General features: G+C 60.3%; 13 protein-coding genes. 9 read left to right on the top strand and 4 right to left on the bottom strand.

Annotated elements, in window-relative coordinates:
• Positions 1 to 470: TadE/TadG family type IV pilus assembly protein (locus tag WBF74_RS13870; RefSeq protein WP_424440926.1), on the top strand; the 470-nt coding region annotated here is incomplete at its 5' end.
• Positions 471 to 477: 7 nt separating this feature from the next.
• Positions 478 to 2613, top strand: a complete 2136-nt coding sequence (locus WBF74_RS13865) for a sensor histidine kinase (protein WP_424440924.1) — start codon at positions 478 to 480, stop codon at positions 2611 to 2613.
• Positions 2614 to 2796: 183 nt separating this feature from the next.
• On the opposite strand, the gene WBF74_RS13860 is transcribed toward WBF74_RS13865, so the two are convergent.
• Positions 2797 to 3573 carry a response regulator transcription factor gene (locus WBF74_RS13860; protein ID WP_424440922.1) on the bottom strand — a complete coding sequence of 259 codons (777 nt, stop codon included), beginning with the start codon at positions 3571 to 3573 and terminating at the stop codon, positions 2797 to 2799.
• 356 nt (positions 3574 to 3929) lie between these two features.
• On the opposite strand from WBF74_RS13860, the gene WBF74_RS13855 reads away from it, so the two are divergent.
• A complete protein-coding gene (locus tag WBF74_RS13855; protein ID WP_424440920.1) occupies positions 3930 to 4103 on the top strand; it encodes a hypothetical protein in 174 nt (57 codons plus the stop codon).
• 28 nt (positions 4104 to 4131) lie between these two features.
• Here WBF74_RS13855 and WBF74_RS13850 read toward each other — a convergent pair whose 3' ends face one another.
• Both WBF74_RS13850 and WBF74_RS13845 read right to left on the bottom strand, forming a co-directional pair.
• On the bottom strand, positions 4132 to 4539 hold the full coding sequence (locus tag WBF74_RS13850) for a Rap1a/Tai family immunity protein (protein ID WP_424440918.1): 408 nt from the start codon (positions 4537 to 4539) through the stop codon (positions 4132 to 4134).
• A gap of 179 nt (positions 4540 to 4718) precedes the next feature.
• Positions 4719 to 5567 carry a metal-dependent hydrolase gene (locus tag WBF74_RS13845; RefSeq protein ID WP_424440916.1) on the bottom strand — a complete coding sequence of 283 codons (849 nt, stop codon included), beginning with the start codon at positions 5565 to 5567 and terminating at the stop codon, positions 4719 to 4721.
• Positions 5568 to 5682: 115 nt separating this feature from the next.
• On the opposite strand from WBF74_RS13845, the gene WBF74_RS13840 reads away from it, so the two are divergent.
• From WBF74_RS13840 to WBF74_RS13820, 5 genes are all read left to right on the top strand, one after another.
• On the top strand, positions 5683 to 6735 hold the full coding sequence (locus WBF74_RS13840; protein ID WP_424440914.1) for an AraC family transcriptional regulator: 1053 nt from the start codon (positions 5683 to 5685) through the stop codon (positions 6733 to 6735).
• A 56-nt stretch (positions 6736 to 6791) separates the two neighbouring features.
• The gene (locus WBF74_RS13835) at positions 6792 to 7583 is read left to right on the top strand and encodes a hypothetical protein (protein ID WP_424440912.1); all 792 of its coding nucleotides are present in this window, start codon (positions 6792 to 6794) and stop codon (positions 7581 to 7583) included.
• A 483-nt stretch (positions 7584 to 8066) separates the two neighbouring features.
• Positions 8067 to 8933, top strand: a complete 867-nt coding sequence (locus WBF74_RS13830; protein WP_424440910.1) for a hypothetical protein — start codon at positions 8067 to 8069, stop codon at positions 8931 to 8933.
• A gap of 47 nt (positions 8934 to 8980) precedes the next feature.
• Positions 8981 to 10978, top strand: coding sequence for a DUF1302 domain-containing protein (locus WBF74_RS13825; protein WP_424440908.1), 1998 nt, complete (start codon positions 8981 to 8983; stop codon positions 10976 to 10978).
• A gap of 178 nt (positions 10979 to 11156) precedes the next feature.
• Complete coding sequence (locus tag WBF74_RS13820; protein ID WP_424440906.1) at positions 11157 to 11657, top strand: PAS domain-containing protein; 501 nt, start codon at positions 11157 to 11159, stop codon at positions 11655 to 11657.
• Here WBF74_RS13820 and WBF74_RS13815 read toward each other — a convergent pair.
• Entirely contained in the window at positions 11654 to 12670 is a 1017-nt protein-coding gene (locus WBF74_RS13815; protein WP_424440904.1) for an ABC transporter ATP-binding protein, read from the bottom strand. The genes WBF74_RS13820 and WBF74_RS13815 overlap by 4 nt on opposite strands.
• Before the next feature lie 132 nt (positions 12671 to 12802).
• On the opposite strand from WBF74_RS13815, the gene polA reads away from it, so the two are divergent.
• Positions 12803 to 15249: DNA polymerase I (polA, locus tag WBF74_RS13810; RefSeq protein WP_424440902.1), on the top strand; the 2447-nt coding region annotated here is incomplete at its 3' end.

The raw sequence follows: 15249 nt of genomic DNA, 5'->3' as shown, positions 1-15249 counted from the left end.
ATGTGGACGCTTCTCCTTCCCCCGGAGAGGCGTCCACAGCCGCTCGCTTGTGCCGCGACAAGAAAGGCTCGGTCGCCATCGAGTTCGCCTTCATCGCGGTCGTCTTCCTGACGATCCTTTTCGGCATCATGTCCTATGGCTTCCAGTTCGCCACACGGATCGCATTGTCTTATGCGGTTGCTGAAGGCGGGCGCGCAGCCGTTATGGCCCTTGATACAGGAACCCGGCAGCAATACGCGGAAGCCGCAATGAACAGGGCGCTGGAATCCTATGCGCCGCTCGTGCTTCCTGACAATGCGATATACGACCTCGTTGAATCGCCTGTCACGCTGGCGGGTGTCGCTGCGACACAGCTCGAAATCACGCTGAACTACACCGACAACCGCTTCTCCTTCCTTCCCTTCATCCCCACGCCGGATGAAGTCATGCGGGTGAGCACCACCTATATCGTCACCGATCCGGATGGGTGAGGGGGCCATGCGCCATCTGTCGAAAGGGCCGGGTCTGAAGGTGGTGGCGGGTGAGCGGATGGAACCGCTTGCCCTTCTTTCATCTACAGCCGCCGCGCTCATCCAGTCAGAGACGGAAGAGGCGCTTCGCGTTGCTCTTGAAAATGCCGCACATCTCTTTGCCGAAATCAGTTCTGCTCGTATCGGCCTTTGCGAAATCGGCTTGTCGCCTTCGGGCAAGCCGCTGATCCTCTGGCAGGCAGCAAGGGGCGGCCTCACGGTAGAAGAGGATACGGGCTTCGTCCGCTGGTTTGACAATGCCCTGGGCGGCGCGCGCGCTTTCAGCGATCCTCGAAGCGACGCTTCATGGCAGGGGCTTCTTTCTTCGCCGGAGATTGCTCGCGACACAGGCATTCATGTGGCCCTGATGCTCGATGGTGAAAAGCCATCCGACGATGCGCTGTCGCTTGCTCCCGCCCTTGTAGATATCGCCGCCGCCTCGCTGTCGCGCATGAGGCTCGCCCATGCGCAATCGCTCGAACATCGCTATACGGGGGAGATGCTGGAATCAGCGCGCCGCTGGCTCGAGCTTGGAACGGATATAGGCTGGGAAGCGCGGAGTGATGGCCGTCTTCGCTGCCGCCGCATTCTCAATCGGCGCGAGGAGATAGCACGCGCTGTGGAAGGACTACGCCTGAGTGAACTTCGCATCGGTGCGGGCGGACACAGCCTGCTCGATCATCTGGAGGCAAGCGGCAGCCTGCGCCATATGCGCGTGCAGGCTGAGGGCGCGCTCCGCACCGCGCTCCAGCCGGGCGAGGCGCTTTATGTGTCAGCAGCGCGCCGCAAGGGCGATGCGCGGGAGATGGATTGGGTCGGCACCTTCTCCGTCGTCGCGGGCGATGAGGCGCGCACAGACATGCGCGAGGCCGTCGCCATGATGGCGCAGGTCAAGACCGGGCGTCTTCGCGAGGAGCGTCAACGGCGCGAGGCGGAAGCCATGCTGCAAGGGCTGCGCCTTCTTCTGTCGAACAATCCGTCCGGCGAAAAGTTCGGCGAGCTTGTCTCCCTCATTGTCGATTGTATCGGCGGCGAGGAAGCGTGCGTGCTCCAGCGGGCGCTTGATGGATCGCCCCGCTATCTTGTGCCCGCGCGAAAGCAGGCGGGGCGCGATGTGGATGAGGCGCTTGCCTTCATTGCAGGTCGGGTGAGCGAGGAGCGCGCCGAAATTTTCGATGCGGGCGAGGATGATGGCGCAAGGCTCTGCCGGGCGCTGGAAATGAGCGGGCATCAGCTCGCCGTGCTCTCCTTGCCGCTTCACGGCGAACATGCCTTTCTCTTCTGCACGACACGGCGAAAGGAAGGCTTCTCTTCGGCTGATCTCGGTTTTGCTGACCGCTTCACCCTGCTGCTGCAACAGGCGCTTCTGCTGCGCGAGGAGCAGGCACAAATCGCGCAGACGGCGAAGATGGCGGCGCTGGGGCAAATGTCCACCAGCATCGCACATGAGTTGCGCCAGCCCCTCAACACGATCTCGCTTGCTGTGCAGAATCTGGAATTTCTGATGTCAGCGCCTGATTTCGACACCAATGCCGCCGCTGCCAAGGTCGCGCGCATTCTCGCGCAGGTCGAGCGTGCAAGCGATGTGATTGATCGCATGCGCCGCTTCGGTCGCAAAAGTGCAGGGGAGAGCAGTCTCGTCCAGATTGCCGATCTCATCGAAGGCGTCGAAGCGATCATGAATCACGTTCTGATGCAGGCGGGCGTGCGCTTCGAGAAGCAGGTGCCCGAAGACCTTTTGGTTTTTGCCGATCAGCTTCAGCTTGAACAGGTTATTGCCAATCTGATGCAGAATGCGGTTGATGCCATTTCAGGCATCGGCGCGCGGCATGAGCGCGCGGAGAGCCTGATAAGGATCATTGCGTCACCCGCGCCGGAAGAAGGCATGGCCGTCATTCGCATGGAAGACAGCGGCCCCGGCTTCCGCCCCGAAATCATGGAGCGCGTGCTCCAGCCCTTCTTCACCACGAAATCGGCCGAACATGGTACGGGCCTTGGCCTTGCCATCTGCGATACGATTGTGCGCGAAAGCGGCGGGCGAATCGAACTCGGCAATCATGCGGGCGGTGGCTATGTCGCCGTCATGCTGCCGATGGGCAAGTGAGAGACTGCCTGGAAATTTCGCCGAGGTCGCTCGGATCGCCAACACACCAACCTCGTCATTGCGGAGCTTGCTCCGGCAGTCCATGACGCGAGCGCGGAGTAAGATGCGTGGATGCCCGGATCAAGTCCGGGCATGACGATCCTGGGGGAAGAGGCGTTCAAACATCCGCCACGTCTGAGAGACCTACTCTCCGCTCGGAAAGCCGGTGAAAAGATAGCCCTTGCCGCGAATGGTCTTGATGACCATCGGGTGATCGGGATTGGGCTCAAGCTTCCGCCGCAGCTTCACGACGATGCTGTCAAGGCTGCGGTCATAAGGCTGCCACTGGCGATTGAACACGCGTCGGCAGAGATCTTCGCGCGTCTGCGGTGCGCCTTCATGCGCCACGAGTTCGATGAGAAGGTCACATTCCGCCGTTGTCAGCGGCACAAGCGCGCCATCGGGCGCTGAAAGCCTGCGACGATGCGTGTCGAACTTCCAGCGCGGGCTGCTGTCTTCCTGTTCGTCGGCCTCGTGCTTTCCGTTTCGACCGCCTGAACCGCCCGACTGGCTGCTGCGGCGAAGCAGGGCGCGGATGCGCGCCACAAGCTCGCGCAGATTGACCGGCTTCACCACATAGTCATCTGCGCCGAGTTCAAGCCCGACAACCTTGTCAGTAGGTTCGCCCTGACCCGTCACCATGATGCAGGGCGTTATATGCGTCTTGCGGATTTCGCGGAGAATGTCGAAACCATTATCGCTGCCGAGCAGCAGATCGAGAATGACAAGATCGAAATGATCTTCGGCAAAGGCCTCAAGCGCGCTTTGCGCATCGCCTTTGGCCGTGACCTTCATGCCGTTTGCGGTGAGATAGGATGACAGTTCTTCTCGAATGTCAGGATCGTCATCCACCAGAAGAAGCGAGGCCGCATAAGCGCCTGTTGTGTCAGCCGCCTTACCTTGTTCTGTCACAGTCGCCATCGTTTTCCCTCCTCCGGATCAGCCAGAAACAAGCCGCTCAGTCCTGTTCGTCCCCGTCTCCCTCGATACAAGTCTGGCCGGTAAGCTTTAAAGAATTCTATAGTAAATTGAACCTTGCCTCACTCGCCTTTGAGTGCGGGATATGCGCAATTTCTGCATTATGGCTCACACACTTTAGTCGTCGATCGAAGCTGCGTAGTTTCACTCCGGTTTTATTTCCGCAGCTTTCCTTGGGTTTGCCGCCTGCCGCTGCCACCAATCCATACAGTTCTCTACTTCTAGCATCCGCCATTTCCCGGCAAGGTTGTGCGCAGGCAATAGTGATTTGCGTAGCGTCTCAAAACGAGGGCTGGCCCATGAGCTATGAATGCGATCTCAGGGAGAGCGATGTGAACCCCGTCGATGACCGCACCGCAGGTCTGACGGAGGCTGTAGAAAGCCTGAGCGACAGCGAGCTTCGGGATTTGCTGGTCGCTCTTCTCTCCGAATGGCGCAAACGCTGCGATGTGAAAGAGCTGCCTCGCAACTAGTGCGAAGCGGCTCTCACTGAAATGATGATTATCGTGCCGTCTTGCCATCGCACGCATAGCCCCAGGCAAGGCTTGTTGCGAGGTCAATACTGGCGGGCAAATCCCTGATCTGCGGCTTCTGCTCGAGCAGCGCGAGAAAGAGCTGCCGCACCTGTTCCGCCGCAACGCCTTCAGCAGGCAGACAGAAATCAGACTTGCTCATATGCCGCCGCGCGACGGCGTAGTGGCCGAGAAAACCCTGAATATAGGCACCGCACACATTGAGCCGCTGCCTCTCTGCATCGGTAATGGCATTTGTGTCTGCGGGTGTTGCGCAGACTTCGGCAAGGTCTGCGCCGGTCTGCACCGAATACGCCCGCGCCTCCGCAGGGCCCGCAGCCCAGAATGCTGCAACCGCCAGGCTGGCCGCGAAAATGAAGGAATTGAACTTGCTCATTCCGATTCTCCCGTGATCATCGGCCACCGGTTGCTTCCGGGTGCGCGTGGTTCCGGAAAGGAATCTAGCAAGCTGACTCAATCGTGTTGATCTAGTGTTGTCTTGTTTTGTGACCGATTGTAGTCGCGCAACGAAGCGATGCGGCTCGTTCAAGAATGCGCATCGCTTCCTTGTTGGACTTAGATCGGATTGACCGTCGCGCCGCCAAACTCGCTCATCACCGAAGAGACAAGCGCGCGATTGTCATGGTCCCAGGGGTGAAAGTCCTTCTTGTAGAAATCGAGATAGGGCTGCCACAGTCCGCGCAGCGCACCCTTCTTGCCAAAGAGGAAACGGAAACCGCCGCGCCACAGCTCTAGGCGTGACCCTTCATAGGCATGAAGCAAAAGCCGCATGTTGCGCACGACATGCTGGGTGAACTCGATCGTCACAAACGCCATGGCAAGGCGGCGGCGCCATGTCTTGCCGCCCACCGCCATGTAAACGTCAAAGGCGACAGCCTTGTGCTCCGTTTCCTCCAGCGCATGCCAGCGCCACATAGCCGCCATTTCAGGATGGGCGCCCTCGAGCGCTTCCGGGTTGCGGAACAGCGCATCGGCGAGAATGGCCGTGAGGTGCTCAAAGGCGACCGTGCCGCCGAGCTGCTGCAGCGGGCTCAGAAACTTGCGGGCGAACTTCTGGCGGCGATAGACCACACGCTCCATCTTGCGCAGCGAGACACCGCGTGCCCGGCAGAGCGCTTCATTGTAGCTCTGGTGCTCCCGGCGATGGATCGCCTCCTGTGCCATGAAGCCACGGACGCGCCGCTCCAGCTCCGGATCATCGAACTTGCCGCGATAGGCTTTCACACTGTCGATGAAGAACTGCTCGCCCAGCGGAAAGAGGATCGACATGGCATCGAAGAAGGCCGTCTTGAACGGATCGTCGCCATGCCAGTTGGTTTGCAGCACTTCTTCCACGTTGAAATGCTGGTTGCGCGGCACAATCTCGACATTTTGCGGCGTGCGGGATGCGCTGGAACTGTGCATTCATCTTCTCCTTGCGGGCGGAACCGGCAAAAGCCTTTCACAGCACTAGATAATGATTATTGCGCCGCGCAGGAGGTCATCTCCGGCCAAGCAGGGGGTCATAAACGGACAGCTCATGCGAATTGAACCCGGATATGTCGAGATTTTCACTGCAGTCCTGAAGGAGATCGGTCTCGATCCCGCCGCTCTCGAGCTGCCGCGCATCGGGCCGATCACCGAAGCAGAGTTTCGCTCCTTTGCTGAAAGCCTTGTCGCGGCGACCCGTCATCCCGAACTTGCGCTGCGTCTCGGCTCGAATATGCATCTTGGAACACACGGGCTTCTCGGTCACGCCATTCTGAGCAGCCGCAGCCTGCGTCAGGCCGCAAGCTTGTTGATCCAGTACAGTCCCCTTCAAGGCGAGAAGGGCCGCATCCGGCTTTCATTCGCGGGCGACAATGCGGTCCTCTCTTTCGTGCCGCCTTTCGAGGTTGAAGGCGCGCCCCATTTTCTTGTCGAGCTTTTCTTCGCAGGTGTTCTCGCCGCACTTCGCCAGCTCATCGGTCCTCTGCCGACTGAATGTCGCGTGGAGCTTGCCTATGAGCCGACAATGCCGAAGGAAACCTATCGCCGTTATTTCGGTGTCGATGTCTCCTTCAATCATCAGCTCAATCGTTTCATCGGCCCGAATGACCGGATCGACCGCCCGCTTCCTGCCGCCAATATTCCGGTTGCGGAGATGTATCGGCGACAATGTGAGAAGTTGCTGCGTGACATGGATGCAGCAGACGGCCTTGCCGGAGAATTGCGGCGGATGATCCTTGGCGCGCGCGGGCGCTTCCCCGGAATGGGTGAAGCCGCAAACCGCCTTCATATGAGCGAGCGCACATTGCGCCGCCGCCTTGCAGAAGAAGGTGTCTCCTATCGCAGCATTGTCGATGATGTGCGTGCTTATCTTGCGCGGGAATATCTGCGTGACACGCCGCTATCGGTCGCAGATGTCGCGTCGCTTCTGGGCTTTGATGATGTGGCGAATTTCCGTCGTGCTTTCCGCAAATGGCATGGCATCTCGCCCGCAGCCTTCCGCACTTCTCTTTCGCTCCGAAATGAGACGCAGATGAGAGTCTCTTCCTTGCGTGAGTGCGATAAACAAACACTCACGCAATTGCACACGGTTCAACACCGTTAAGCAGTCCAGGAGCATAGGCTTGCCTCAGTTCAACGACGTGAGGGAAGGATAGGCTCATGGCCATGAAGGCAACAAAACTCGTAGCGGCTGCAGGTGCAATGCTCCTCGCAGCGGCCTGCTCCTCCGATGATGCGGTTTTCGGGCGCGGCGGTTCCGGTGGTGGTGGCGGTGGAGGTATCTCCAGCGTCACGGCGCTCGGTGTCACCGGTGAAGATGGTGTCACGGAAAAGCTCGGCCTGGCGAAACTCACTGATCCCATTCTGGGTACGGGCGGTGTGCTGGGCGGTGGTGGTGATGGCGCTCTGGCGGGCGCTCTGCCGGAACAGCTCACAGACGCACTCGCACCCGTGACCTCTGGTCTTGACCCTGTGGTCAGCGGACTGACGGACAATCTCCCCCTCGGTGCGATTGGCACACAGCTTCCCGGTCTCGGCGTTTCGGGTGAAGGCGGCCTTGGTGAAGATCTTCTCGGTCAGGACCTGACGGGCATGCTGCTCGGTGAGACGGGTCTCGTCCCCGGTCTCCTCGCCGGGGGCAATGACGGCCCGCTTGGCGATATTGCAGGCGGACTGCCGGGTCTGCCCGGCGGTGGCGACGGGGCCGGTGGCCTGCTTGCTCCTGTGACCGGTCTCCTCGGCGGTCTCGCGGGCGGCGGCGGTCTGCCGCTTCCCGGTGGTGACGATGGTGCAAATCCGCTCGCTCCCGTGACCGATCTCCTTGGCGGTCTCGCGGGTGGCGGTCTGCCTGGACTTCCGGGGCTTCCGGGCGGCGATGGTGGCGACAGCCCGCTTGCCCCTGTCACGGGTCTCCTCGGTGGTCTGACGGCCGGTCTCCCTGTCGGCAACTGACACACGCGGCTCTGACACTCGACCTGGCGAGAGAGGCGGCGCGAAAGCGTCGCCTCCTTTTTTTGCGTGACACCGGGTCAAAAGAAAGACGCCCGCCACAGTGCCGCAGCGGGCGTCTCCGTCATCCGTCGCTCGTCATAGGCCCGCATCTTCCCTGGGTGAGGGATGCTGCATCGAGATCGGGGAGTACCACGAAATCTAATGACAGCAGGAAGACGCGGCTCGCTCCGGCTCCGGGATGATGGTCCTTCTCCGTTGACGGATAGTCGGGGCGCGCGGCGCGAAAAGTCCATCGGGATTACAAAGAATTACATCGCCGCGTCCGCGCACAGCGCGCCAGACCGCAGCGTCCTTCAGGCGTCTTTCCGTACACGAACGGGGAAGCGCCGGGCCTCTGCTGCCACCTGAACATATCGGCACATTTCTCTACACCGTCGGCCTGTCTCGATTTGCTAGGCAGGATCACACGGGAGGAGTAATGCCATGCGATCATCTCTGTTTGCGTTAGCTGTCACGGGTTTGCTGTTCGGTTGCTCATCGGGCAGCGGTGATCCCTCCTATGTGAACAGGAGCGGCCTCGCCTCATCTTCGGCATTTGCCAGCATGCCGCTCGGCATCACCGGTTCAGGCGGCGCGTCAGAAGAGCTGCTCGGCACAGACATCCTCACGCCGCTCATCGGCAGTGGCGGTCTCGTCGGTGCCACGCTTGGCGGCGGCAGCGACGGTCCGCTGGCAGGCAATCTTCCGGCGGGCGGTCTCATTCCGGCAGGTGCCCTGTCGCCTGTCACGGATGCGCTCGGCCAGATCGAAGCGGCGGTCCCCGGTATCGGTGTCTCAGGTGAAGGCGGCCTTGGCGAGGATCTGCTCGGCCATGACATTACCGGCGCCCTGCTCGGCACGGAGGTCGGTCTAGTTCCCATCCTTCTCGCAGGCGGCGGTGAGGCACCGCTTGGCGGCCTCGCGCCGGAAGGCGCAGCCCCGCTCGCGCCTGTCGGTGATCTCGTCGCAGGCATCATCACCGGCGCACAGTCCGATGCCTCGCAGGGCAATCTGAATGCGCTTGAGCCGCTGATCGGCCCGCTCATTCTCGGCCTGCTCGGCGCAGGTGGCGAAGGCGGAGGGCCCATTCCGGGTGTTGCCCTGCCTGAACTGCCGACGGAGCAGCTCAGCCCGGTCCTTGGACCGACCACCACTCTTGCAACGCAGCTTCTGGCCACCCCGCTTCTGCCCAACGGCACGACAGCCGATCAAATCGTGTTCCCTGTCGTGCTCGGCGGTGTCGCGGGCATCGCAGATGCCGCGCTGCCACTGGGAACCATTGCAGAAACGCTGGCAGGGGCAATGCCATAGCAACACGCGAAAGCGTGCCCGTCATATCTCGAGGGAGGAGCGAGACGATGAGATCAGGGCTACTTTTTTCGACAGCCATGTTTGCCGCGGCGCTTTGTTGGCCTGTGGCAGGCCATGCGGCCCAATATCAGATCGGCAGCGTCAGTGCCGACGTTTCGACAACGGTTTCTGCTGGCGCAAGCGTTCGCGTTTCGAAGCAGGATTGCCAGTTTGTCTCCGTCTATAACGGCGGTTGCCTGGGTCCGGGCGGCGTGGACTATGACGTAAATTCCGACGACGGGAACGTCAACGTGGATCGCGGTGATTTCATTTCCGCTCCCGTCAAGATCATCAGCGAAGCGGACTTCAAATGGGACAAGTACGGTTTCTTTGTCCGCGCCAAAGCTTTCTATGATTATGTCGGCGACAAGGTGCTCGGCACGGGCAGCGGTCGCTTCGGGCCGGTTCTCGCAGGCGGCAACCAGCGCCGTCCGCTTGAAGACGAGTTCCGTGGCGATGATGCGCATAATCTGCAAGGCCGCTCCATCGACCTGCTGGATGCCTTTGCCTATTCGAACTTCCTCGTTGCAGACATGCCGATCTCGGTTCGTCTCGGCCGCCAGGCGGTGAACTGGGGTGAAAGCCTTTTCATTCCCGGCGGTGTGTCGGCCTATCTGCCGCTCGACGTATCGGCGTTGGTGCGTCCGGGCGTGGAGCTGAAGGAAGTCTTTCTGCCGCAGAACTCTCTCTTTGCGAGCATTGGTCTGCCTGCAAGCCTGACTTTCGAGGCACAGTATATCTTTGAATGGGAGCGTTCTGTGCTTCCTGCTTGTGGCAGCTTCTATTCGCCTTCCGACGCTGCCTCCGCCGGCTGTCGCTATGTGCTGTCAGGTGGCGAAGTCTATAATTTCGGCAACGGCACAAGCTACACGCCCACAGCCTTTGTGCGCCGTGGTCCCGATCAGCAGGCCCGTGATTCCGGTCAGTTCGGTTTTGCGCTTCGCTACTACGCTGACTGGCTCAATCACGGTACGGAGCTTTCGCTCTATTACATGAATTTCCACAGCAAGCTGCCCATCGGCACCACCACGGCATCTATGCCGACAGGAACGACGCCCGTGTTGCAGCTTCTGTGCAATCCGAATGTCCCCGGCGCGCTTTCCGGTCCGGGCTGTACCTCTGCCGCTCCGGGCCTCACCGATGATGCGGGCCGTCCCGTCTCGGTCGGTCAGGGTATCTTTGCGGATGCAGCGGGCAGCAGCAAAAATCTCATCGTCCAGTTTGTCGAAGATATCGACATGATCGGCTGGAGCTTCAACACCACCATTCCGATCATCGGAGATGCGACGGCGCTTTCGGGTGAACTTGCCTATTTCCCGAACATGCCGTTCCAGCTCGACAGCAACGAGATTCTCGGTGCCGACATTGTGAATTTCGGCTATACGCCCGGCCCTGGAGAAGCTCCTTATTACACGGGACCCGCTGCGGCACCCGGCTCCATCATTCAGGGCTATCAGCGGACCGATGCCCTGCATGGCCAGATCTACACGCTGAGTACGCTCACGCCGTCCGATCCGATCGTGAATTTCCTCGATGGCAACATGCTCATTCTGGTGGCGAATGTCGGCTTCCAGTATCTGCCGGATGCCAAGGGCAATCGCTATGCGATCCCCCGCTCGGGCGAAACCCATGTGAGCGCGGGTACGGCAGCAACCTTCGGTGACAATTGCATCCGTCTGGGCGGCTGCACAATCAACCCCGTCTATGCGTCAAGCTTCTCCTGGGGTTACAGGCTGCTCGCCCAGATGGAGTACAACAACGCCTTCGACACACCTTACACGCTGAGCCCCTCCATCACATGGAGCCATGATGTCAGCGGCTATTCCGCCGGCCCCATCGGTCCGGGCTTCGTCGAAGGCAAGAAAGCGGTCACGCTGGGCATTGCCGCGAGCTATCTCGATACCTATCGCGTATCGCTCGATTACACGGCCAATTTCGACGCGAAATACCGCAACGGCTCCTACGACAAGGATTTCGTCAGCCTCACCGCGTCCTACGCTTTCTGAGCGAGGCCTGCTCCAAAGCAGCGGCCCTTCCGGTATCATGCCGGGAGGGCCGCATTTTTTGAGGCCGGAGGTGGCTGCCACCCGCCGCCCGCAGCTTGGCGATTGTTTCAATTTGGCATATAGGAGGATGCTCCGGAAAATCAGTGCCTTGCCGGGCAAGGCATGAAAGTTGTGTGTCATGTCTGAGCCGTTGCGGCTTGCGCCTCTAGATCTCTTTATCGATCCGCTCCTGTCCTTTCAGGACAGTCGGCTCCGGGAGTTGCTGGCTTACTGGGAGAGCAAAAGGGCAGGGCGGCCCTATCCCGCGCGCACGGATGTTAGCCCCGGCGAGATTGTGAGCCATTTGCCGACGCTCTTCCTGATCGATGCCACGCCGCCCGCCCTTGCCATCAGCCATTTCAGCGTGCGGCTCATGGGCACGGCGCTCAACAGTCTTTTCGAACGTGATTTCACCGGTCAGTCCCTCACAGACGAATTTTCGGAGAAAACAGGCGCGGCCATCGGCAAGCTGCTCGGCATTGTCTGCCAGCTTCGGCGCCCGTTGCGCCTTTACGGGCGTGCCTCCTTCGCGCCGGGCCAGCCCGTGACGGAGGTTGAGGCGGTGCTCATGCCGATCACCCGCGCGGGCGGCGAGGTCGATATGGTGATGGGCGAACTTTTGAAGCGCGCTTCCGCCTAGCGGTTCTGCGCCTCGCTCGAGGTGAGCTGCAGGAACACATCCTCAAGATCGGATTCCACGGTGGAGATATCCGCAATCTCCATCCCGCCCGCCGAAAGCGCGCCGAGAATGACCATCGCGCTTGTCTCCGCAGGATTGTAGAGCACGGAAAGCGTGCCATCCGCCCGCAGCTCCGCCTTCATGCCCTCAAGAGCAGTCGGAATCTGCGTTATCGGCGCGGTTGCCCGCACGATCAGCTTCTTCTCGCTGATGCGCGAAAGAAGCGTTTCCTTCCCCTCGCAGGCAACCACCTGTCCCTTGTCGATAATCGCGATCGTGTCGCAAAGCGCTTCGGCTTCTTCGAGATAATGCGTTGTGAGCACAATGGTCGTGCCGCGCTCATGCAGGCTTTTCACATAGTCCCAGAGCTGTCGGCGCAGTTCGATGTCAACGCCCGCTGTCGGCTCATCAAGAATGAGGACGGGCGGATTGTGAACCATCGCCTTGGCAACAAGGAGTCGCCGCCTCATGCCGCCTGACAGCGTGCGGGCATAGGCATCCGCCTTGTCGTCCAGTCCCATCGCTTTCAGGATTTCCATGGTGCGCCGTTCGGCCTTCGGTACACCATAAAGCCCCGCCTGCATTTCCATCACTTCGGCCGGCGTGAAGAAGGGGTCGATATTCAGTTCCTGCGGCACCACGCCAATCGAGGCACGCGCCTGCCGGGGATTGACGTCGATATCAAATCCCCAGATCGATGCTGAGCCGGAGGTCTTGAGTACAAGCCCTGCCAGAATATTGATGAAGGTCGATTTTCCGGCGCCGTTCGGCCCGAGCAGCGCGAAAATCGATCCGCGCGGAATGGCAAGGTCAATCCCCTTCAGCGCTTCCTTTGCGGGCTGGTTGCCGCTTGCCTTGTAAACCTTCCGCAGCTGCCTCGCGCTGATGGCATACTCATTTTCGACGCTCGGTGCCGGTTCTTCCGGCGCGGGCGCTTTGAACCTGTTTTCCTCACCGGCAAACGTATGGGCCATGAAACACGTTTCCTCTATGGCGCAGGGGCGGAGGTTGCCGGGACGTTTCCGGCAATGCGAAGCACGCGCTATAGTGCGGCTTCGCGAGGCGAGGCACTATAGAAGACCCCCGGGAGATAGGAAAGGCGAGGCGTGGCAAGCGGCAAGACGGAGATCGAGGCTGAGGTGACGAAAAACAGCGCGGCCGGGCCGCTCAAAAAGGGCGACCATCTCTTTCTGGTGGATGGCTCCAGCTATATTTTCCGTGCCTATCACGCATTGCCGCCCCTGACGCGCAAGTCGGACGGGCTGCCCGTCGGCGCTGTCTCGGGCTTCTGCAACATGCTCTACAAGCTCATCGAAGACACGAAGGATGAGTTCGAGCCGACCCATCTCGCTGTGGTTTTCGATGCGGGTTCCAGGACATTTCGCAACGACATCTATCCTGAATATAAGGCCAATCGCGCCGAACCGCCGGAAGACCTCGTGCCGCAATTCGCGCTGGTCCGCGATGCGACCCGCGCCTTCGGGGTGCCCTGCATCGAAAAGCCGGGCTATGAGGCGGATGACATCATTGCAACCTATGCCCGCATGGCCCATGAGGTCGGTGCGCGTGTCACCATCGTCTCCTCCGACAAGGACCTGATGCAGCTCGTGAACGGTCATGTTGACATGCTCGACACGATGAAGCTCAGGACCATCACCGAGCCGGAAGTGATCGAGAAATTCGGTGTGCCGCCCGAGAAGGTCGTTGACGTGCAGGCGCTTGCGGGCGACAGCATCGATAATGTGCCCGGCGTCCCCGGCATCGGTATCAAGACGGCGGCCCAGCTCATTCTGGAATATGGCGATCTTGAAACGCTGCTCGAGCGTGCTTCCGAGATCAAGCAGACCAAGCGCCGTGAGAACCTCATCGCCTTTGCCGATCTCGCGCGTATTTCAAAGCGTCTCGTCCAGCTCGATGCCCATGTGCCGCTCGATGAGGATCCGGGCAGCATGGTCATGCGCGACCCGGACCCCGAAAAGCTGATCGGCTTCCTGAAAGATATGGAGTTCACCACGCTGACGCGCCGCGTCGGCGAGCGTTACAATATTGATATCGACGCGATCAGCGCCACCGGCGCCCATCCGCCGCAAGCAGAAAGCGCGGGAGGGGCGAAAGCGGAGGAGACGGAGAAGCAGACTGTCCGCCGCACCGCGCGGGGCGGTATGCCCGGCGCAACAATCAAGGGGATCGACCTTGATTTTGCAAAGGCGACATACACCGCCGTCACCACGCTTCCCGATCTCGAAATCTGGGTCGCGCGGGCCTATGAGCAGGGCTTTGTTGCAGTCGATACGGAGACGGATTCACTCAATGCCATGCAGGCGCGTCTTGTTGGTGTCTCTCTGGCGCTGGTGCCGGGCGAAGCCTGCTACATCCCCCTGCAGCATGGCGCGGGCGGCGGGCTCGATTTCGCCAATGCCGAAGGCCAGCCACAGATTCCGCTGAAACAGGCACTCGCCGTTCTGAAGCCGCTGCTGGAAGACAGGTCTGTCCTCAAGATCGGCCAAAACCTGAAATTCGACATGCTCGTGCTCGCCCAGCATGGCATCGACCTCAACGGGATCGATGACACCATGCTCATGTCCTATGCGCTGGATGGTGGCAAGCACGGGCATGGCATGGATGAGCTTGCCGAACGTCATCTCGGCCACAAGACGATTTCCTTCGCAGATGTCGCAGGCAAGGGCAAGGCGCAGGTCACTTTCGATCAGGTGCCGATTGATCGCGCGACCGCCTATGGCGCAGAAGATGCAGATGTCACGCTGCGCCTCTGGCACATATTGAAGCCGCGCCTCGTCGCAGAACGTCGCGTTACTGTTTACGAAACGCTGGAACGTTCGCTGGTGCCCGTGCTGGCCGCAATGGAGCGCGCGGGCGTCAAGGTGGACAAGACCGTGCTGGCGCGCCTTTCGGGCGAGTTTGCGCAGAAGATGGCACAGTATGAGGACGAGATTTACGAGCTTGCAGGCGAGCGCTTCAATATCGGTTCGCCCAAGCAGCTCGGTGAAATCCTGTTCGACAAGCAGGGCCTTGAAGGTGGACGCAAGACAAAGACGGGCGCCTGGTCCACCGATGCCGACACGCTCGAAATGCTCGCAGCGCAGGGCCATGATTTGCCACAGCGCGTGCTCGACTGGCGCGGTCTTTCGAAGCTGAAAAGCACCTATACGGATGCGCTGCCTGAATTCATCCACCCGGAAACAGGCCGCATTCACACCAGCTATTCGCTGGCCGCGACCTCGACCGGGCGTCTCGCATCAACCGATCCAAACCTGCAGAACATTCCCGTCCGCACGGATGACGGCCGCCGTATCCGAACGGCCTTCATCGCGGAAAAGGGAAATCTTCTCATCTCGGCAGATTACAGCCAGATCGAGCTGCGGCTTCTTGCGCATATTGCGGATATCGAGGCGCTGAAAAAAGCCTTTGAAGACGGGCTCGACATTCATGCCATGACCGCTTCCGAAATGTTCGGTGTACCGATTGAAGGTATTGACCCGGCCGTTCGCCGCCGCGCCAAGGCAATCAATTTCGGTATCATCTACGGCATCTC

It is taken from the genome of Parvibaculum sp. (genome assembly GCF_049672805.1).
Classification (GTDB): domain Bacteria; phylum Pseudomonadota; class Alphaproteobacteria; order Parvibaculales; family Parvibaculaceae; genus Parvibaculum.
This window is presented reverse-complemented; position numbering and strand designations above follow the sequence as displayed.